This window comes from Burkholderia torrens, assembly GCF_984668525.1.
Map to the genome: position 1 here is coordinate 880,653 of NZ_OZ480213.1, position 18,895 is coordinate 899,547.

17 protein-coding genes are annotated in these 18,895 nt (G+C 68.3%); 7 read left to right on the plus strand and 10 right to left on the minus strand.

Features of this window, described 5'->3' with window-relative positions; translation table 11 throughout:
- Positions 1–45: 45 nt before the first annotated feature.
- Positions 46–369, minus strand: a complete 324-nt coding sequence (locus tag AC5LXX_RS34305) for a TfoX/Sxy family protein (RefSeq protein WP_124456312.1) — start codon at positions 367–369, stop codon at positions 46–48.
- A 208-nt stretch (positions 370–577) separates the two neighbouring features.
- Between AC5LXX_RS34305 and AC5LXX_RS34310 the strand changes: the two genes are divergently transcribed.
- Positions 578–2,608: an SMI1/KNR4 family protein gene (locus AC5LXX_RS34310; protein WP_493413635.1), complete on the plus strand. Its 2,031-nt coding sequence runs from the start codon at positions 578–580 to the stop codon at positions 2,606–2,608.
- Between the two features lie 51 nt (positions 2,609–2,659).
- Here the strand turns inward: AC5LXX_RS34310 and AC5LXX_RS34315 are convergent, their stop codons facing one another.
- The 3 genes from AC5LXX_RS34315 to AC5LXX_RS34325 all read right to left on the minus strand — a co-directional run bounded on the left by AC5LXX_RS34315 (position 2,660) and on the right by AC5LXX_RS34325 (position 5,179).
- Entirely contained in the window at positions 2,660–4,396 is a 1,737-nt protein-coding gene (locus AC5LXX_RS34315) for a site-specific integrase (RefSeq protein ID WP_493413636.1), read from the minus strand.
- 97 nt (positions 4,397–4,493) lie between these two features.
- On the minus strand, positions 4,494–4,685 hold the full coding sequence (locus AC5LXX_RS34320; protein ID WP_493413637.1) for a DUF2964 family protein: 192 nt from the start codon (positions 4,683–4,685) through the stop codon (positions 4,494–4,496).
- A 14-nt stretch (positions 4,686–4,699) separates the two neighbouring features.
- The gene (locus AC5LXX_RS34325; protein WP_493413638.1) at positions 4,700–5,179 is read right to left on the minus strand and encodes a universal stress protein; all 480 of its coding nucleotides are present in this window, start codon (positions 5,177–5,179) and stop codon (positions 4,700–4,702) included.
- 296 nt (positions 5,180–5,475) lie between these two features.
- Between AC5LXX_RS34325 and AC5LXX_RS34330 the strand changes: the two genes are divergently transcribed.
- Both AC5LXX_RS34330 and AC5LXX_RS34335 read left to right on the plus strand, forming a co-directional pair.
- Positions 5,476–6,237 carry a 2-keto-4-pentenoate hydratase gene (locus AC5LXX_RS34330; RefSeq protein ID WP_493413639.1) on the plus strand — a complete coding sequence of 254 codons (762 nt, stop codon included), beginning with the start codon at positions 5,476–5,478 and terminating at the stop codon, positions 6,235–6,237.
- Positions 6,238–6,268: 31 nt separating this feature from the next.
- Positions 6,269–7,681 carry a 3-deoxy-D-arabino-heptulosonate 7-phosphate synthase gene (locus AC5LXX_RS34335; RefSeq protein ID WP_493413640.1) on the plus strand — a complete coding sequence of 471 codons (1,413 nt, stop codon included), beginning with the start codon at positions 6,269–6,271 and terminating at the stop codon, positions 7,679–7,681.
- Between the two features lie 42 nt (positions 7,682–7,723).
- On the opposite strand, the gene AC5LXX_RS34340 is transcribed toward AC5LXX_RS34335, so the two are convergent.
- The 3 genes from AC5LXX_RS34340 to AC5LXX_RS34350 form a co-directional block, all read right to left on the minus strand.
- The gene (locus AC5LXX_RS34340) at positions 7,724–8,776 is read right to left on the minus strand and encodes an AraC family transcriptional regulator (protein ID WP_493413641.1); all 1,053 of its coding nucleotides are present in this window, start codon (positions 8,774–8,776) and stop codon (positions 7,724–7,726) included.
- Between the two features lie 147 nt (positions 8,777–8,923).
- On the minus strand, positions 8,924–9,250 hold the full coding sequence (locus tag AC5LXX_RS34345; protein ID WP_322080794.1) for a hypothetical protein: 327 nt from the start codon (positions 9,248–9,250) through the stop codon (positions 8,924–8,926).
- Positions 9,251–9,283: 33 nt separating this feature from the next.
- Positions 9,284–10,804 (minus strand): hypothetical protein, encoded by a 1,521-nt coding sequence (locus tag AC5LXX_RS34350; protein ID WP_493413642.1) that lies wholly within the window; start codon positions 10,802–10,804, stop codon positions 9,284–9,286.
- Between the two features lie 454 nt (positions 10,805–11,258).
- Between AC5LXX_RS34350 and AC5LXX_RS34355 the strand changes: the two genes are divergently transcribed.
- Positions 11,259–13,430: a PA5441 family protein gene (locus AC5LXX_RS34355; protein WP_493413643.1), complete on the plus strand. Its 2,172-nt coding sequence runs from the start codon at positions 11,259–11,261 to the stop codon at positions 13,428–13,430.
- 7 nt (positions 13,431–13,437) lie between these two features.
- A complete protein-coding gene (locus AC5LXX_RS34360) occupies positions 13,438–14,145 on the plus strand; it encodes a DUF3142 domain-containing protein (RefSeq protein ID WP_493413644.1) in 708 nt (235 codons plus the stop codon).
- A gap of 106 nt (positions 14,146–14,251) precedes the next feature.
- Here AC5LXX_RS34360 and AC5LXX_RS34365 read toward each other — a convergent pair whose 3' ends face one another.
- Positions 14,252–15,088 carry an alpha/beta fold hydrolase gene (locus AC5LXX_RS34365; protein ID WP_493405750.1) on the minus strand — a complete coding sequence of 279 codons (837 nt, stop codon included), beginning with the start codon at positions 15,086–15,088 and terminating at the stop codon, positions 14,252–14,254.
- A 136-nt stretch (positions 15,089–15,224) separates the two neighbouring features.
- Positions 15,225–16,058: an oxidoreductase gene (locus AC5LXX_RS34370; protein WP_493413645.1), complete on the minus strand. Its 834-nt coding sequence runs from the start codon at positions 16,056–16,058 to the stop codon at positions 15,225–15,227.
- Between the two features lie 94 nt (positions 16,059–16,152).
- On the opposite strand from AC5LXX_RS34370, the gene AC5LXX_RS34375 reads away from it, so the two are divergent.
- Positions 16,153–17,124 carry an AraC family transcriptional regulator gene (locus AC5LXX_RS34375; RefSeq protein ID WP_493413646.1) on the plus strand — a complete coding sequence of 324 codons (972 nt, stop codon included), beginning with the start codon at positions 16,153–16,155 and terminating at the stop codon, positions 17,122–17,124.
- 36 nt (positions 17,125–17,160) lie between these two features.
- Here AC5LXX_RS34375 and AC5LXX_RS34380 read toward each other — a convergent pair whose 3' ends face one another.
- Positions 17,161–17,811: an NUDIX hydrolase gene (locus AC5LXX_RS34380; protein WP_493413647.1), complete on the minus strand. Its 651-nt coding sequence runs from the start codon at positions 17,809–17,811 to the stop codon at positions 17,161–17,163.
- Between the two features lie 167 nt (positions 17,812–17,978).
- On the opposite strand from AC5LXX_RS34380, the gene AC5LXX_RS34385 reads away from it, so the two are divergent.
- A complete protein-coding gene (locus AC5LXX_RS34385; protein ID WP_493413648.1) occupies positions 17,979–18,839 on the plus strand; it encodes a PhzF family phenazine biosynthesis protein in 861 nt (286 codons plus the stop codon).
- Positions 18,840–18,895: the final 56 nt, after the last annotated feature.

The following is an 18,895-nucleotide window of genomic DNA, read 5'->3' on the forward strand; positions in this document are numbered from 1 at the left end:
GTCGCGCGCATGTGTCACAGAATACGCCTGCATGTCACGCTGCCGCTATCGGCTCCGCTTCACCGGCATCGGCAACTGCGCGGCGGTGATCCGGATCAGTGCGGACAGCCATTCGCGGTCGTCCCAGCGATCGCCGGCGATGACGAGGTGCGGCTTCGCGGTCGGATACGGCGGCGCTTCTTCGCAGGCGCCGAGATACGCGCGCCCTTCCGGCGTCGGCTTGACGAACAGCCGGTCGTCGCAGACGAGGGCGACCATCCTGCCGTCGCAATAGATGCCGTATTCTCCGAACATCTTGCGGGCCGATACCGTACCGGCCGCCGCGATCTGCTCGACGATGAAATCAACCGTGCCTTGGCTCGATGCCATTCACTGCTCCTTGAAAAAAATTTATGACCGTCATGTGCACCGACCGTTCCGCTCCATCGGCAGATGCGCTGCGGCGCGTCATCGATTCGTCGACGGAAAGCGTATTGCAGCACGGGCCGACTTCGCTTGCCGACAATCTCCTGACACACCTGACAGTTACATCGCAGCGCGATGAATCGTCCAATGGCGCTTCACGACGAGGAACCCGATGAGCGTACCCGCCCACTATCCCGCATGGCTCAGGCAGGCCTATGAATCATGCCGGCGTCTCGTTCCCGGTGCGATGCTGAGCGAGTCGATCCCGATCGACGAAGCGGCATTGCGCGTCACGGCGGAGGACATCCTCGCGCCGGACGACGTTCCGTCCGTTCCGCTGGCCGCCTGCGACGGCTACGCGCTGCGTGCGGCCGATACGGCAACCGCCTCTCGCCGCGAACCCGTCGAGCTCGACTGCAAGGTCGCGCTGGGCGAGCTGGCGTCGCGCGCGGCCAGCCCGGCCGCCCGCGCGCTCGGCGAACGGCAGGCGGCCAGCATTCCGGCATACGTCGCGATGCCGGATCACGCCGACACGGTTGCGCCGAAAGCCGAGCATCAGTGGATCGACTCGAACACGGGTGCACGCCTGCGGTTTCATGCGCCGCTGGCGGAAGGACAACACGTGATCGCCATCGGCAGTGAGTTCCGGAAAGGACAGCTGCTCCTCGCGAAAGGGTCGCGGATCACGCCTGCACGGCAGGCGGCGCTGATCGCGGCAGGTGTGCGCGACGTTGCCGTCACGAGGCGGCCGCGTGTCGGCATCGTGATCGCCGGCTACGATGGGGTGCCGCCGGGCCACGCGCGCGAACCCTGGCAACGATTCGACTCGATGGGCCCGTATCTGCGCGCGGTGCTGCGGCAATGGGGTTATGACGTCCCGGCGGTCGAATATCTGCCGCTGCCCGCGTCGTTTCCGTGGTCGTCCGACGTTGAGCGCAACGAACGAGAATTCAGGCAGCAGCTGAGCGCGCTTTCCGGCCGCTACGACCTGATCGTCGGTGCCGGATTGCCGGCCGGCGCGCCGTTCGCGATCCGCGGCCTGAATGCGCAGACGATGTATCCGAACAGTTCCGAGCGGATCGCGATCAAGCAGGCACCCGGCGAGCGGTTCAATATCGGACGAAGCGACAACCGTTCGCCGCCGACGAAGTGGACCGTCACAACCCCCATGCCGTCCGGCGTCGCTGACCGCACCGAGGTATTCGTCAGCTACGACCAGGCCGTGCTGGTCAACCTGCCGGGACATACGAGCGGCGTCGCCGTGCTGCTGCACGCGATCGTCCCGCACGTGCTCGATTCTCTGGAGCATGTCGCGGCGCCGGGACCGTACTGGGAAACCGCACTGACCGCGCACGACGTCGAACCCGATGCCGAATGCAACGGGATGCGATGGGGCAACCTGTCCGCCACCGAGCGCGGCGAATCGCGCGTCCGCCTGCTGCCGATCCAGGGTGACGGGCCGATTCGCGGCGTCGCCGAAGCCGATGTGCTCGTCGCGATCCCGGCGGGCGTCGATGTGCTGCCGGCCGGGACGCCCGTCCTGTTTCTGCGGCTGGATGGCACCGGCACGCGCACGTCGCATACCGGCGTGACGGCGGACGAAGCCGCGAACGTTACGGCGCAGCCGCGGCAGGCCGCATCCTTCTCCGACGCACCGGTTGCCGGCATGGCAACGCATGATGTTCGCGACGCGTGGAAGCGCATCGAACACGCGATCGCCGCCCATCCCGCCAGCTTGCCGGGCGGCCTGAACGGACCGGCCGACGATCATGTGCTCGCCGAATTGCATGCCGCACTGGGTTCGATGCTGCCCGACGACGTGATCGACAGCCTCCGGCTGCACGACGGGCAAGCCGATCCGGACGCCGTTTTCACCGAAAGCGACGCGTTGCTCAGCGCGCAGGAGATCGTCGCGCAATGGTCGGTCTGGCGGAAACTCGTTACCGGCGGCGACTTCGACGAAATGACGTCGGAACCCGACGCCGGCATCCGCGACGACTGGTACAACCTCAAGTGGATTCCGTTCACGCACGACGGCAGCGGCAATCATCTGTGCATCGACCTCGATCCCGCGGAAGGCGGCGTGGCCGGCCAGGTGATCCGCGTGTGGCATGACGACGAGCTGCGCGAGCGCGTCGCCTCCAGTTACGCGGAATGGCTCGCACGCGTGGCGGCGGAACGCGACGACCCGGCCGGCGACTGACCGGCCTGATCGGTTCGCGCAAGCGCGCAGGTGCGCCGCCGCGCGTGCCGCTTACTTGTCGGCCGCGAAAGCGCTCGACATCTGCCGCGCGCGCTTCACGTCGTCGCCATGCAGATAGATCGACGTCGTCGAGATCGACGCATGTCGCAAGTTGTCGCGCACCGTCGTCAACTCCGCGCCGCGCGCAAGCGCGTGAGTCGCATGCGTATGCCGCATCCAGTGCGGGCTCGCCTGGCGCAGCTTCTGCGCGAGCGCCGGGTTTTCGGCCTCGACGGCATCGGCCGTCTGCGCAAAGAACCTTTGCATCACCTTCCACAACCGCACGCTCGTGATCGCGGCTGCGCCGTCTTCCGCGAGACTCGCGATCAGCGGCGTATCGGGCCGCCAGCGCACCGGTGTCACCGGCAGCCGGCGCGCGACCAGATAGCGATCGAGCGCCGTGCGCGCAAGCGGCGGCAGCGCGACGCGTGCGGCCTTGCTCCCCTTGCCGAGCACCTTCAGCCATGCATCGCCGTGCGCGTCGGTCTCGATGCCGCCGAGCGTCGCGCCGACCAGCTCGCTCGCGCGCAGCCCGGTCGCATAGCCGAAATCGAGGATGAAGCGCAGCCGTTGCGCGGCTGCCGGCGTCCAGCCCGGCTGCGGCGCGCCGGCCGGCGTGCGCTTCTGGAACTCGAGCCCGTCGGCGATCGTGCGGACCAGCAGCCACTCGCCTTCGGTAAACGCATGCGACGTGTCGAGTGCGTTCGCGCCGCCCGTGTCGCGCACCTTCACGCCCGCGAACGGATTCGCGAGCAGGTAGCGCTGTTCGATCAACCAGCGGAACAGCGCGCCGAGCACCGACAACGTATACGCCGCCGACCGCGCGGACAGCGCGCCCGAGAACGGCCGCCAGTCGGGCGCGCCGCGCGGCCGCACCGGCCCGACCCAGCGTTCGTGCGGTGTCGGGCGCCGGATGAACGCGCGATAGGCGACCGCATCCTCGGTCGTCAGCGACGACAACGCGCGGCCGCGCTCGACGATTGCCCACAGGATCAGCCGCTCGGCCTCCTTCCGGTATGCGCGCCGCGTCGCGGCCGATTCGTGCAGCGACAGCCATGCGTGCACGGCCGCGTAGTCGTTGTCCGCGTCGAGCGTGCTGGTCGCGCGCGGCGCGCGGAACGTGCCGGCCGAGCCGTCGACTTCGTGCGGCAGCTTCAGCTGCTCCCACGGCACGATGCTGCCGCGCGGCGTCGCGGCGATCAGTGCGCGCGCCCGTTCGGTCAGGTCCGGATGCGCGGCGAAGAATGCCTCGATGCGCCGCGCACCGGCCGCGCCGAGGCCCGCGATCGCGCGCCACCACTGGCGCCGGCGCGGAATCCGCACCGTCAGGTCGGCCAGCGTCGCGATGCCGTGCGCACGCAGCGCGACGACCGCGCGGGCGGGCAGCCACAAACCAACGTCGTCGCTGATCTGCGGCAATGGCGTACGCGCATGACGCAGCAGGCCGATCGCTTCGGCCGCGGCTTTCGCCTCCCGTAAACGCTCACCGTCGGCATGGCCGAGCCGTTCCGCGAGATCGGGCCGGCCGGCCTGCCGCGCGACGCGCACGAGGCGGCGGCGAATCGCGCCGATCACGCCGCGCGCCGACCGCCCTTCGCCGAGGCGATCGGGCAGGTAGCGTTCGACGGCCTGGCGCACGGTCATGCCCGCGTACCACGCGCGCAGCGCGGCCAGTTCGTCGGCGTCGGGAAAGCCTGCGGGCGCAGGCGCGGAATCGGGGGAAAGCGGTGAAGCGAGGCGCGGTTTCATGGGCGCCAGTTTGACAGAAGCGCGTGCGGTCGGAAACGGCCTGCGCGAAGCCGGTGCGACCGGGCTGACGCACACGGGTGAGATGCGGCCTCCCGCGTCACTCCTCGCCTTTCGCGCCCGGATTCAGCATCACGACGAAGCCGGCCACGCCGACGATCAACGCGATGGCGCCGCCGCGCAGCGCCATCGCTGCGTCGAACAGCAGCCCCGTCACGACGGCCATCATCCCCGCGAGCGACACGAACACGGCAACCGCCGCGACGACGATGCGGTACTGGCGACGTATCATCGCGCGCCGCCGCGTCAGGCTGCCGCGGCAGCGGCCGGCTCGCCGGCGTCGTCGCCGCGGATCAGCAGTACCGGGCAATTCGAGCCGCGCACGAAGCGCTCGGCGACGCTGCCGAGCAGCATGCGCCGCAGGCCGCGGCGTCCGTGCGTGCCGACCACCGCGAGATCGATGCCGCGCTCCTTCACATAGCGTTGCAGGCGTTCCGCGATGTCCTCACCGATACTCTCGGTATCGACGAGTTCGGCCTCGCCTTTCGCGCCGGCCAGTGCGACGATCTGTTCGGCTTCGCGCAGCACCTTGCGCCCCTCGTCGCGGATTTCCTCGACGAGCGCATGCGGATCGAGACGGCCCGCGTACGTGAACAGCACCGACGTGTCGACCACATACACGACGCTGACGTGCGTATCGCCCGCCAGCGCCATCTTCACGGCCTCGGCAAGCGCCTGTTTCGACGAAGTGCTGCCGTCGACGGCCACCATGATCTTCTTGTACATGCGAACCTCGCTGGGTGAACTGCCGCGCGCCCCATCGCGCTCGGCCATGGCACCATCATCGGCCGGCGACGGGCCCGGACGTTGACGATCGTCAAACCCGGCCGGAGCCGCACATGCGGCAAAGCGACGCGACGTGAGCTCGGTCACTGCGTCTTCGACGACGGCCGGAACCGCAGCCGAAAGCCGGTCCGCCGAGGGGCTTTCGAGCAGCCATTGCGCCGAAGGCGCTATCATCGACCATGCGACTTTCGTCCGGCCCTTTTTTGCCGGCCCCACTTTCAACTCGCTCAACCGACATGACAACGACTATCGAACGCGTGGACGGCGCCGCCCAGCATCTCGTCGCCGCCCGCCATGCCGGCTCGCCCGGCCCGCTGTTGCCCGATGCGCTGCGCCCCGAGGACGTCGACACCGCACTCGCGATCCAGCAGCGCGTGGCCGACCTGCTCGGCGAACCCGTCGGCGGATGGAAATGCGCGCTGCCGCCGCCCGACCGCGTGATCCTCGCGCCGATCTTCGCGTCGACGATCCGTGAAGCCGATGCGCCGTATCGCGTCGTCGGCGGCCCGATCGTGCGGATCGAACCGGAAATCGCGTTCGTGCTCGATCGCGACCTGCCCGCACGCGAGCAGCCGTATGACGAAGGCGACGTGCGCGCGGCGATCCGCGAAGTGCGCATCGTGCTCGAGGTGCTCGGCTGCCGCTATGCGGAGCCGGCGCGCGCGTCGAAGTTCGAGCTGCTGGCCGACGGGCAATTCAACCAGGGGCTGTGCGTCGGCCCCGTCGTGCCCGATGGATTGAACGTGCCGCTCGCGACGCTGGCGCTGTCGTTCGAAGGCGCGCTGAACCGCACGATCGACGGCCGCCATCCGGACGGCGATCCGCTGCAGCCGCTGGTATGGCTCGTCAATTTCCTCGCGTCGCGCGGCGACGCGGTGCGCGCCGGGCAGATCGTGACGACCGGTTCGTACGCGGGCGCGATCGACGTGCCGCTCGGCGATGCGCTGACGGTCCGCTTCGGTGAGCTGGGCAGCCTGTCGGTGACGTTGACGGCGTGACGGTTCACGTCTCTTTCACGCCCAACCCGCCATGTCGCTGACACCGCTTCCCGCCCTGCTCGACACCACCCTGCGCACCGTCGCGCGCCGTTACCGGTTGCCGCCGCTCGAGCGTGCGGCGTCGCTGACCGACGCGACGCACCCGGCCACCGCGCTGGCGATCGTGATCGAGGAAGCGCGCAGGATGCGGGCGGACGGCCACACGCCCGGCGCCGACCTGCGGCAACGCTTCATCGATGCGCTCGCGCGGATGATCCGCGACGCGATGGACCCGTCATCCGGCGATCCGTCGTTCCAGGCCTCGGTGCTGCGCCACGATGCGCCGAACGTGCGCGAATACGCATCGCTGTCCGCGCACGCGGAGCAGGACCGGCGTGCGCTCTACTCGGCCGTCAATGCGATCGCGCACCCGGCCAAGCTCGAACGCAGCGCGCAGGCATGGCAACGCGACGGGCTCGCGCGCCTGCATGCGGCCGCGACCGCGACGTCGTGGGCCGAACTGCATGCGGCGCTCGCGCAACTGCTCGCACTGCCCGAGATGGCGACCGACGAAGCGTTCGAGCAGGACATCGTCAGGCTCAAGGACAGCCCCGCGCTCGAACGCATGCTGCGGCTCGATGCGCTGGCCGCGGACGAGGACGTCCGTCGCTACCGCGCGCTGTGGGTCCGACAGGGGCCGCTCGTCGGCAGCACGGTCGCCGTCGCGCAGGGCGCCGCGTCCCAGCAGCGCGGCGCGGCCGTCGAGGCGCTGGCGGCACAGGCGCTCGACGCACTGGCGCGCAGGCTCGACGCGGTGGACGAGCAGCGCACCTACCGCGTGGTCACGTCGATGCGCGTGCCTTCGTCGATCCCGGGCCGGCACGATCGCGCGAAAACCGAATGGGACGCGATCCTGCTCGAACGCGCGCGGGGCAGCGACCCGGCGTCCGCATGGAACGTGCGCTTCCTGGTCGAAGCGAAGGCCTCCGCGGATGCCGCGACGACCGATCTGCCGCGCTTGCTGCGCGGCCTGAACCTGCTCGCGCAGGCCGCGCCCGACACGGTCTATGCATTCGAGACGCATCAGGGCACGGTGCACGTGCATGGCGCATCGCTGCATGCATTGACGACCGACGAAACGGCGCTGCCACGCGAAGTGCTGTATTGCTGCGACGCGTCCGCAGACACCACGCCGCGCCTGCTGGGCGCCGCAAGCCGGATGCAGTTGCTGTCCGCGCAGGCGAGCCTCGAATACGCGAGCGCGCTCGCGCAACGGCCGGATACCGATCCGGACGGCCTCGGCGTCATCTGGCACGCGCTGTTGACCCTGCCGCAATGGCAAGCCGTGCTGCATCAGTACCCGTCGTTGCGGCAGGTCCGCGAGCTGATGGTGGCCATCGACGACTTGCGCGCCGTGCTCGACGAAATGGACGACGGAGGCATCGCCAGCAGCGTATGCGCGTGATGCGCCGACAGAGCCGCCGCACGCCGCTCGCGCATGACGCGCTCAGTTGGTGAGCACCCCGAACGGCAGCGTCCATCCCGCCAGCCGGCCGCCGTCGCCCCAGCGCGCATCGGTTGCACCGCACGGCAGCAGGATCGGCGCGGCCGCGCACTCGAGCGTCTCCTTCGGCGTGTGACCGAATTCCGCCTTGAACAGCCGGTGGAAATACTTCTCGTCGGGAAAGCCGTGCGCCCATGCGATTTCCGCGATGCGCTGATGCCGGCGCTGCGGATCGCCGAGCACGTGATACGCGTGGCGCAAGCGTCGCCGCGTGATCTGCCGCATCACGCCGCCCTCTTCCTTGAACAACTGATATAGCCGCGCCCGCGACACGCCGATGTCGCGGCAGATCCGTTCGGGCGTGAGATCCGGCTCCAGCAGATGCACGTCGATGTAGCGACGCACGCGGTCGGCCAGCGCATGCTCGATCGGGCCACGTGCGTCGTTCAACGCCTGCGCGGTCGGCGACACCGCCGCGGCCAGCAGCAACAGCATCGATTGCACGATGCTCGGCACGTCCTGCATGCGCACGTTCGGCAGGTTCCGGAACAGCGACAGCATCTGGTCGGCGACCAGCCGGCCCACGCCGCTCGTCAGCGTCTGGCCGTGCATCTGCGCTGCATGGCTCGGCAGCAGGTATCTGGGCACGACGAGGCTAATCACGTCGCCGGCCTCGACCTTGCTGTCGTTGATCTGCGCGACGTCGTAGACGAACAGGTCGCCGGCGCCCTTGATCAGTTCGGGACCACCGGTATGGCTCGCCAGCCGCCCGCCGAGCAGCAGCGTGAAGCGGATCGAATCCTGCCCGTCGAGCCGGATCCGCCGCGGGGTGCGGCGGACCGTATAGGTCGGCGCGCGCGAGTGCCAGTGCCGGCCCGACAAGATCAGCGGGCCGAGCGCCGCGCCGCTGGCTTCCGCGTCGCATGCGCCGTGGCCGCCGTCGTCATCGAGCCGGTAGTCGCACAGCATGTCCTTGACCCAGACGTGGAACCGGTCCGGCTCGGGGTAGTCGATGGTGCGGAACTTGAAAACAGGGACAAATGCAGCTTGATCCATGACAGTTTTTTATCGAACCGGCGGGACAGGAAGAATCGGTTCGTCGATTATCGGACCAAATTGCGCGAGCGCAAGGCCCGCGCGGTGCATCGTCCCCCTAAGCGATCGACCGACGCCCGACGCCGGGCGTGGTCGTCATCGCGGCCATCAGCGTTGCGGATGGCATTCCCAGTTGTTGTACGTCGGCCGATCGATCGGCGTGAGCCCCGGAATCATGAACACCGTACAGCCGAAACGCCGCCCCTTGCCGGTCGTCGCGTCGTAACTCACCTTCTGGCCGCCCAGCCCGTCCTTCTTCCCGTACTGGACGTTGGCAATCGTGATCTCGTCCGACGACGCGAGCCCGAGCGTCTTCGCGGTCGATGTCTGTACGTCGACCATGTTCATCTGCGTCGAGCCGCACGCGGCGAGCACGAGGCCCGCGACCGTGACGCCCAGCGCGGTCCGTACGGTGCAATACAAGGTTTGCTTCATGGTTTCTCCTTCGATTTCCCCAACGCGAGGCGCTTACGTGCCCGGCGTATAAAAACTCGCCTGCACCTGGCTGCCGATCGTCGCGACGTACGATTGCCAGAGCAGCGCCATCGCCCCCGTCGCGTTGACGGCCAGCGCCGGCCACGACGCGCTCTGCGGCGCCACCGTCGACGCGCTCCACGCGCCCTTCCGGTAGCTGGCCGCGATGACGGCCGACGCACCCGGCAAACCGGTGTCCTGCCACGCAGCCGTCACGTTGCCGCCCGCATCGACCACGAGCGGCGGGTACTGGATTGCGGCGCCGTTCAGGTGTTCCGTCAGTCGCTGCAACGGCCCCCAGTTGCCGCTGGCATCGGACACGCTCACCTGCAGCGCCGCGCCGCCTTCCGCCCACATCGCGGCGGCCACGCCGTTTTCGGCGACGGCCAGCATCGGCGTCGCGATGAAACCGGTCGGCTCGACGATGGCAGGCGCCACGGGTTGCGACGGCTGCCACCCGGTGCCGGACACATAGCGTTGCGACATCGTGGTGGTAGCGAGCTTCCCGCCCGTCACGTCGAGCTGCCCCCAGAGCAGCGTGATGTTGCCCTTCGCGTCCATGCCGGCCACCGGCGAGATGATCGTCGTGAACAGGCTCGTGTTCGATACGGCCTGGTTGACGTCGGTCCAGCCATTGGCCGCGTCGTACGTGGCCGTCCACAGCGCCGAGTGCGTATGGTTGGTCTGCCGCCACGCGAGCACGGCGCGGCCCGACGACAGCACCGAGATCATCGGCCCCACGTTGTCGGTATCGCCGGTCACCGCGCCCGGCCCGGTCTGCACCGGCATCTGGATCAGCGCCGTCGGTGACCACTGTCCGGCCTGCGTGTAGCGCGTCCACGCGATACGCGTATCGAGCAGGCTGATCGACTGCGTCCACGCGACGAGCGCGTTGCCCTGGCCGTCGATCCCGGCCGAATAGGTCGAACCCGTCACGTCCGGCGCGACTTCGAACGCCGCGCCCCATCCGCCGGCCGGGGTGTACGGGCGCGCCCACAGCGCATACGTGTTCGGGCCCGGCATCCATTCGGTCCAGAACGCGACGGCCTGCCCGCTCGCGTTGCCGACCACTCTCGACGGGCTCGAGCTCGTCGTGTTCATCGAATGCGAACCATCGCCCGTGTCGAGCCGCGTCGCGGGCCCCCAGCCCGAGCCCGCGGCATAGCGCGCGCCCCACATCTCGTTGCCGTTCGCGCCGGCCGGCCCGTTGGTCATCCACGTGGCGAGCGCATTGCCGCTCGCGTCGAGCGTCACGCTGGGGGCGGCCTCCGGCCCCTTGCCGTCCACCGCGGCGGCCGTCGACCAGCCGGCCTGCGGCTGCGTGGCGCCGCCGCCCGTCGGGCCGCCGCTCGAACCGCCACCGCTCGTACCGCCGCCGGGCGAGGTCGTGCCGGAAGGCGAACCGGGATTGTTCGGTGTCGACAGCGACGCGCCGCCGTTCGGCGCGACGTCGTCGCCGCCGCATGCAGTCAGCGCGAGCGCGGCTGCCATGACCATGCATGTAATGGGCTTCATCGGAATCCTCTTGTTTTCATTTGCCGGCGCACGCTCGTCTGCCATGCGTCGAAGCAATGCATCGCATCGCCAGCCATATTGATAAGCAATACTATTTAATAGGCATGGAAACCGGCATCCGTTCGCGCCCCCGTCATGATCGACTCCGTCGTGCGGATCGATGCGAACGTCGCTTTCGGCAAACCGCCCCCCCGTCGGACAGCGAGGACGACGTCAGGTCGTCTATCGTCGGATGTCCGTCACTGCCGGCTGCATCTTAATTCAGGCAGTCTGGATTCAAGGTGGCGTTGCGTCCACACTGAGTGGACTTCCATTTCGCCCGGCGGCGAGCTGCGCAACCGGCGCGCCTGCGCGTACCGGCAACCGTTGCCGCCCGTGAGGTACGATACGCGCCGGGGCAAAGCGCCCCCCTGAGAGAACCGGCCGTCGCGGCCACCCACCCAGCACAAGAAAAATGCCAAGCAACCCATTGCTGCACCGAAACCTGTTCGCCGCGCTGGCGGCCAGCCTGCTCTGGATTCCGGCCGCCCATGCCAGCGGGGACGACGGCTGCTATGCACCGACCACGCTCCGGCAATCCGGCTACTCGTGCGCCAACCTGCCGATGCTTAGCCCGGCCAACGACACGCGCGTCAACGCGATGCTGCTGATGGTCGACAGCGCCAAGGTCGCGCAGGTGTTTCCGGACCCGAAGACCATTCCGGCGAAAGACCGGATCAACCAGATCGTCGTGCCGTTCCCGATGGATTTCTCCGGATGGATCGATATCGGCCAGAAGGCGCCCGAGAAGTCCGGCGACACGGCGGATGCCGACGCATCGTCGAACCGCTACGCCGACGGCGAAGGCAGCATCTGCCGCAGCATGAACACGGGCGCCGATGCATTCGACGAGGCCCTGACCGGCGCCGGCGGCCTGCCCGCCGACGAAGCCGCGCACCTGCGCGCGGCGCGTACCGACATCGCGCAGAAGACCTGTGCCGCCGGCGGCGCGAGCGCCGCGTGGACGAAGCCGCCGGTCAAGTCGCCGCTCGGCCAGCAGTTCGCCGCGTATCTCGACGGCACGAACGCGTTCTACCGCGCCGACTTCCTCACCGCGACCCAGTCGTTCGCGAAGGCTTCCCACAGCGCGAACCCGTGGCTAAAGGAAACCGGGCTCTACATGGCCGGCCGCGCGCAGCTGAACGCCGCGCAGGCCAACGTGTTCGACAACGACAGCCCGACGCCGACGCGTGCGCGCGTGACGAAGGTGTCGCTCGACGCCGCGAATACGGTGTTTCGCACCTACCTGAAGGTGTATCCGCAGGGGCGCTATGCGGTGTCCGCGACGGGGCTGTTGCGACGTGTCGCGTGGCTCGGCGGGAACGTCACGCAGCAGGCCGACCTTTACGGCCACGCGCTCGCGCGCTGGTCGCCGGCCACCTCGAACGTGCCGCTGATGCAGCTCGCGAACGAACTCGACAGCAAGCTGCTGTTCGGGTCGGAATTCGACGCGCGCCAGATCCAGTCGCCCACCGTGCTCGCGACCGTCGACCTGATGCGCATGCGCGTGTCGGACAGCGGCGATTCGAGCAGCAGCAAGCCGATCACGCTGGACGAGCTGCAGGCGCAGAAGCCGCGCTTCGCGAACGCGCCCGTGCTCTACGACTATCTGCTCGCAACCTGGTATGTACAGATCGGGCACAAACCGGATGCCGCGCTCGAACTGCTGCCGCAGACGCCCGCCGCACCGCTCGACTACTTCGGCCTGAGCCAGCAGGCGCTGCGCGCCTTTGCGCTGGAAGACAGCGGCCAGCGCGACAAGGCGCGCCAGCTGTGGCGCGACCTGATCCCGCTCGCGACATTCCGCTTCCAGCGTGAAGCGCTGGAACTCGCACTCGCGATCAACCTGGAGCAGGCCGGACTCGTCAACGACGTGTTCGCCGACGATTCGCTCGTGCAGAACACCGCGATTCGCGCGGTCCTGCTCCGGCGCGCGGCCAATGCGGACCTGCTGCGCGCGCAGGCGCAAAACCCGGCGGCAGGCGGCGCGCTGCGCGACACCGCGCTCTACACGCTGCTGTACAAGGAACTCACGCGCTCGCACTACGCGGAGTTCATCGCCGATACCGCGCTGGTGTCCGGCACGCCGGCCGATCCGCTGAAGCCGTTCATCGCGGCCGGCCCGAAGAAAGACGACGGCTATACGTGCCCGTCCGCGCGCGACATCGCGACGACGCTCCAGCAGAATCCCGCCGACGCGAAAGGGTTGAACTGCCTCGCCGATTTCGTCCGCCTCAATCCGCTCGTGGCCAACCTCGAAGGCGATTCGATGCCGTGGGTGCGTTACGCGGCACCGGCGAGCACCCCGCGCACGCCGCCGCCGACCCTCGGCAACGCGCCGTCGCAGTTCGCGGGCAAGCCGTATGAGCGGATGGCGAGCTACGTGACGGTGATGGCCGATGCGCAGGCGAACCCGAACGACCGCGCGTACGCGTTCTACCGCGCGATCAAGTGCTATGCGCCGGCCGGCTCCAACGAATGCGGCGGCAAGGAAGTGTCGAAGAGCACGCGCAAGCGCTGGTTCGACACGCTGAAGACCGCCTATCCGGGCAGCCCGTGGGCGCAGAAGCTTCGCTACTACTGGTAAGCGCTGCATGAAGCCTATCGCGTGCATCGCGCTGCTGCTGGCCGCGCGCGTCGCGCTGGCCGGCACCGTCGACGCCGCGCGGTACGACGCGTTCTGGCTGTGGGCGGGCGTGAAGCCGCAGGCGGTCGTGCGTGGCGCGCGCACCGTCTACGTGCTGCAAGGGCAGATCGAGGCGGCGCCGCGCGACGAGTCGCAAGTCCGCGTGATCGCGCAGGGCGTCGCGCTGCCGCCGGCGCCCAACGCACGCGTGTGGCTCGTCTATCGTGCGCACACGCTGCGCTGGACGCCGCGCGTCACGCAGATCATGCTCGCGCAGCTCGAGCGCTGGCGCGCGTCGGGCCGCACGATCACCGGCATCCAGATCGACTTCGATGCGCGTACGCGCCATCTGCAGGATTACCTCGAATTCCTGCGGACGCTGCGCGCGACGCTGCCCGCCGATTGCCGGCTGAGCATCACGGGGCTGCTCGACTGGAGCAGCCGCATCGAACCCGACCAGGTCAACCAGCTGAGGGGAATCGTCGACGAAGTGATCGTGCAGACCTACCAGGGGCGCCGCACGATTCCCGACTATGCGGACTACCTGCCGCGCGTCGCGCGGCTGCAGCTGCCGTTTCGCGTCGGCGTGATCCAGGGCGGCGAATGGGACGCGCCGCCGTACCTCGCGTCGAATCCGTGGTTCCGCGGCTACGTCGTGTTCCTGCGCAACGACTAGCGGGCCGAAACGGGCCGACGGCGAGCCGGTTGCCACACCTCGCGCATCCCGGCGTCCGCTTCAACGGCTTGGGCTGAAACACGCGGCAGGCAAGCGCCCGACATCGTCAGGCCTGCACGAATGCCAGCAGGTCGGCGTTCAGGACGTCCGCGTTGACCGTCAGCATCCCATGCGAGTAGCCCGGGTAGGTTTTCAGCGTGCCGTTCTTCAGCAGCTTGATCGACTTCAGCGCGGCGTCCGCGATCGGCACGATCTGGTCGTCTTCGCCGTGCAGCACGAGCGTCGGGACGGAGATCGACTTCAGGTCGTCGGTCTGGTCCGTTTCCGAGAATGCCTTGATGCCTTCGTAGTGCGCCTTCGCACTGCCTTCCATGCCTTGGCGCCACCAGTTGCGGATCACGCCCTGATGCACGGTTGCACCTTCCCGGTTGAACCCGTAGAACGGGCCGCTCGGCACATCCAGGAAGAACTGCGCGCGATTGTCGGCGAGCGCTTTGCGGAAGCCGTCGAACACCTCGAGCGGCAGGCCTTCGGGGTTCGATTCGGTTTTCAGCATCAGCGGCGGCACTGCGCTGACCAGCACGGCCTTCGCGACGCGGCCGGCCGGCTCGCCGTGCTTCGCGACATAGCGCGCGACTTCGCCGCCGCCGGTCGAGTGGCCGATATGCACGGCATTGCGCAGGTCGAGCGCTTCGACGACCGCGAACGCATCCGCGGCGTAATGATCCATGTCGTGGCCGTCCGAGACCTGCGCCGAGCGCCCGTGGCCGCGCCGGTCGTGCGCGATCACGCGATAGCCCTTCTGGACGAAGAACAGCAGTTGCGCATCCCAGTCGTCGCTGGACAGCGGCCAGCCGTGGTGGAACATGACGGGCTGCGCGTCTTTCGGACCCCAATCCTTGTAGAAAATCTCGACGTTGTCCTTCGTGGTGACGTATGGCATCGCGATGCTCCTGTGAGGTGGATGAACGTGGCGAACGGGCCGCTGCCATTATCGGCCTTTATTGTGAAACCACGACGCCATCGTGCAATGCGATGGCCGATCATCCACCGGCAGGAAACGAACGACGCCGCGCGCATCAGCCGTCCGTCGAGACCGTCACGGCTTCCCACGCGCGGATTTCGTCGTCCAGCGCGGACAGCTTGTTCCGCACCAGCCGCAGCGCATCGCTACCGAGCAGCAGATGGGCGGGCGGGTGTTCGGCCGCGATGACGGCGAGCATCGCCCGCGCGGCCTTCGCGGGGTCGCCCAGCTGCTTGCCGCTCTTTTCCTCGCGCGCCTGGCGGATCGGGTCGAAGAGCGCGTCGTAGTCGGCGATCGAGCGCGGCGTGCGGGCCATCGAGCGGCCGGCCCAGTCGGTGCGGAACGATCCCGGCGCGACGGCCGTCACCGCGATGCCGAACGGCTCGAGCTCCTTGCCGAGCGCTTCGGAAATGCCTTCCAGCGCGAATTTGCTGCCACAGTAGTAAGTGATGCCCGGCATCGTGATGTGGCCGCCCATCGACGTGATGTTCAGGATGCGCCCGCGCCGGCGCTCGCGCATGAACGGCACGACGGCCTTCATCATCGCGACCGCGCCGAACACGTTCACGTCGAACTGCCGGCGCATCTCCGCGAGCGGCGCCTCCTCCATGATCCCTTCGTGCCCGTAGCCCGCGTTGTTCACCAGCACGTCGACGGGCCCGACGTTCGCCTCGATCTCCGCGACGACGCCGTCGATGCGGTCGAAGTCGGTCACGTCGAGCACGCGCGCGAACGCCGCCTGCGCGGACAGCGCTTCGAATTCCCGCGCCGCCTGCTCGCTTCGCACCGTACCGACCACCGTGTGACCGGCTGCCAGCGCCTCCTGTGCCAGCGCGCGACCGAACCCGCTGCTGACGCCCGTGATGAGCATGATGTTGCCGGATGCCATGTGTGCTTCTCCCAAATGTCGATTGGAGCATGCATACTAGTCTGGCGAGCAACGCCGAATAAGCCCGATTCCGCTGATTTTCTTGCACAAAACTATGAGCGCCGCCTCCAACTCCGCCCAACCTCCGTCACTGTCTCCGCGCGACCGGAAGCGCCTGACGACGCTGCTGCGCACGCTGGCGCCCGACGAGGGCTACAACCTGACGGCACTGCCGAGCGTGCGCATCCTGCGCTCCAACCGCGCGCTGTCGCGCACGCCGGTGCTGTACGACCCCGGCATCGTGATCGTGTGCCAGGGCTCCAAGCGCGGCTACTTCGGCGGCGAACGCTACCTGTACGACGAACACCACTACCTGGCCGTGTCCGTGCCCGTCCCGTTCAGCATGGAAACCGACGCGACGCCCGAGCGCCCGCTGCTCGCGCTGTACCTGCACCTCGATTTCACGCTGGCCGCCGAACTCGCGGCGCAGATCGACCGCGCGGGCAGCGCGGAACCCGTGCAGGCGCCGAAGAGCATGATGTCGACGCCGATGGATCACGCGATGCACGCATCGGTGCTGCGTTTCGTCGAGGCGATGCACCGGCCGCTCGACGCCGCGGTGCTCGGCCCGGCGTTGCTGCGCGAGCTGTATTTCCGGGTGCTGACCGGCGCCCAGGGCAGCGCGATGCGAAGCGCGCTCGCGATGCGCGGGCAGTTCGGCCGGATCGGCCGGTCGCTGCGCGTGATCCATGCCGACTACGCGCAGCCCCTCGACGTGTCGCAACTGGCCGACGAAGCCGGCATGAGCGTGCCGAGCTTTCACAGTCACTTCAAGGCGATCACGCAGGTCTCGCCGATGCAATACCTGAAGTCGACGCGCCTGCATCAGGCCCGGCTGTTGATGGTGCGTCAGGATCTGACGGCGGAGGCAGCCGGCTACGCGGTCGGCTATACGAGCCCGTCGCAGTTCAGCCGCGAATTCAAACGTCTGTTCGGCCTCACGCCGGCGAAGGAAACGCAGCGCATGCGTGAAAGCTTCGCGATTCCGGAGGCGTTCGACGACGCGGTGTTCGTGTCGTCGCATTGACGGGCGAGCGCCGGAATCCAGCCGCGCCGCACACATTCATCGTGCGGCATCGAGCGCCAGGCCGGCCAGCGACTTCAGGATGAACGCGGTCACGCCCCAGATGTCCTGCGGCTGATCTGCCCAGTACCAGCCGCCCGCGCGTTCGCCGTCCGCGTATTGCCGCGGCAGGTCGGGATTCAGCAGCGCCGAGAACGGAAACTCGAAGATCTCCTCGACTTCGACCGGCGCGGCCTCCCATGCGGCCGTTTCCGGCACGATGCCGATCACGGGAAAGATCGCGTGATTGCGCTTGCGGGTTTTATGAATCGGCAGGCTGCCGACCACCTGCACCGCGCCCGGATCGAGGGCGATTTCCTCGAATGCCTCGCGCAGCGCGGTCGCGCCGATGCTCACGTCGGATTCGGTCGGGCGCCCGCCCGGAAAGCTCACGTGCGACGCGTATTCGCTGAGCCCCGACGATCGCTTGGTCAGCAGGATCGTCGGCTCGCGCCGTGTGACGATCGCTACCAGGACCGCGGAGAATTTCCACTGGCCGTCGTTGTCTGCGAGGTAATGCCGCGCCGTCGGCCAATCCGTTGCGGCGGGAATGCGGAGCGCTTCCACGCCGCGCACGATCGCGTCCAGCGCTGCCCGCGGTGCATCGGTATTCGCGTCGCTGGAATTCAGGACGCCTTTGCCGGGTGTCATGTCTTGCTCCTCCCACCTGAATTGCCGGTTCCAGCAAAATCGAATCGGCGCCCCTCCGATCATGCATGAAAACTGGACGGCGCGTGTTCCGCTACCTTTGTCGAGTCCTGCAGGCACAATGGCGTACTGCACATTCGCTTCATGGCCGCGACCCTCACGAGACACCCATGTCCTCCTACACCTTCCGCCTGCTGAATGTCTTCGCCGAATCGACGTTCGGCGGCAACCCGCTTTGCGTATTCGAAGACGCGCGCGGCATGGATGACGCGACCATGCAGGCGCTGGCCGTGCAGTTCAACCTGTCGGAAACGACCTTCGTGCTGCCGTCCGACCGTGCACACGCGCGGGTCCGCGTCTTCACGCCCGGCTATGAAATGGCCTTTGCGGGCCATCCGACGCTCGGCACCGCGCATGTCGTGCGCGACCTGCTGAAAGCGGGCGACGCGCTGTCGCTCGAATTCAAGGCCGGCGTCGTCGACGTCGATGCGCGCGACGACGTGTGGACGTTCGTCGCGCCGCACGCGGGCATGCCGAAGACGGCACCGTGCGAATTGTCCGGCGCACGGACGGCGGCACTGCTGGGGCTCGCCGAAGAAGATCTGCTCGCGCCGCCGATCTGGGTCGACACGGGCGCCGATCAGTTGCTCGTCGCGCTCAAGGACCCGGCCGCCGTGCGGCGCGCACGGCCCGACGGCGCTCTCCTCGACATCTGGCCGACCAGCAGCCTCGGCCGCAAGACCGCGTATGTGTTCGCGTTCGACGCCGAACGGCCGGGGACGGTGGTGTCCCGTTACTTCTTCGTGAAGCAGGGCGGCGGCGTGTCGGAAGATCCGGGCACCGGGTCGGCCTGTGCGAACCTCGGTGGCTGGTTGCTTGCCGCCGGACGCGATCTGCCTGCCGCATTTCGGGTCGAGCAAGGCGAAGCCGTCGGGCGGCCCTGCCTGCTGCGGTTGTCGGTCAGCGCGGATGGCAGGATCAGCGTCGGCGGGCGCGTGGTGGAACTCGGGCGCGGCGTCGTCAACGTGTAGCGGGCGGTATCAGTCGAGCGGGGCGCAGCGAGAAACCGGCCAGCGCACCCGCGATC

Coding starts and splice junctions, on each gene's coding strand:
- AC5LXX_RS34365 (WP_493405750.1), bottom strand. CDS start 15,088: ATGCCATACGTCACCACGAAGGACAACGTCGAGATTTTCTACAAGGAT.
- AC5LXX_RS34350 (WP_493413642.1), bottom strand. CDS start 10,804: ATGAAGCCCATTACATGCATGGTCATGGCAGCCGCGCTCGCGCTGACT.
- AC5LXX_RS34340 (WP_493413641.1), bottom strand. CDS start 8,776: ATGGATCAAGCTGCATTTGTCCCTGTTTTCAAGTTCCGCACCATCGAC.
- AC5LXX_RS34305 (WP_124456312.1), bottom strand. CDS start 369: ATGGCATCGAGCCAAGGCACGGTTGATTTCATCGTCGAGCAGATCGCG.
- AC5LXX_RS34320 (WP_493413637.1), bottom strand. CDS start 4,685: ATGATACGTCGCCAGTACCGCATCGTCGTCGCGGCGGTTGCCGTGTTC.
- AC5LXX_RS34315 (WP_493413636.1), bottom strand. CDS start 4,396: ATGAAACCGCGCCTCGCTTCACCGCTTTCCCCCGATTCCGCGCCTGCG.
- AC5LXX_RS34310 (WP_493413635.1), top strand. CDS start 578: ATGAGCGTACCCGCCCACTATCCCGCATGGCTCAGGCAGGCCTATGAA.
- AC5LXX_RS34385 (WP_493413648.1), top strand. CDS start 17,979: ATGTCCTCCTACACCTTCCGCCTGCTGAATGTCTTCGCCGAATCGACG.
- AC5LXX_RS34370 (WP_493413645.1), bottom strand. CDS start 16,058: ATGGCATCCGGCAACATCATGCTCATCACGGGCGTCAGCAGCGGGTTC.
- AC5LXX_RS34325 (WP_493413638.1), bottom strand. CDS start 5,179: ATGTACAAGAAGATCATGGTGGCCGTCGACGGCAGCACTTCGTCGAAA.
- AC5LXX_RS34335 (WP_493413640.1), top strand. CDS start 6,269: ATGTCGCTGACACCGCTTCCCGCCCTGCTCGACACCACCCTGCGCACC.
- AC5LXX_RS34345 (WP_322080794.1), bottom strand. CDS start 9,250: ATGAAGCAAACCTTGTATTGCACCGTACGGACCGCGCTGGGCGTCACG.
- AC5LXX_RS34355 (WP_493413643.1), top strand. CDS start 11,259: ATGCCAAGCAACCCATTGCTGCACCGAAACCTGTTCGCCGCGCTGGCG.
- AC5LXX_RS34375 (WP_493413646.1), top strand. CDS start 16,153: ATGAGCGCCGCCTCCAACTCCGCCCAACCTCCGTCACTGTCTCCGCGC.
- AC5LXX_RS34360 (WP_493413644.1), top strand. CDS start 13,438: ATGAAGCCTATCGCGTGCATCGCGCTGCTGCTGGCCGCGCGCGTCGCG.
- AC5LXX_RS34380 (WP_493413647.1), bottom strand. CDS start 17,811: ATGACACCCGGCAAAGGCGTCCTGAATTCCAGCGACGCGAATACCGAT.
- AC5LXX_RS34330 (WP_493413639.1), top strand. CDS start 5,476: ATGACAACGACTATCGAACGCGTGGACGGCGCCGCCCAGCATCTCGTC.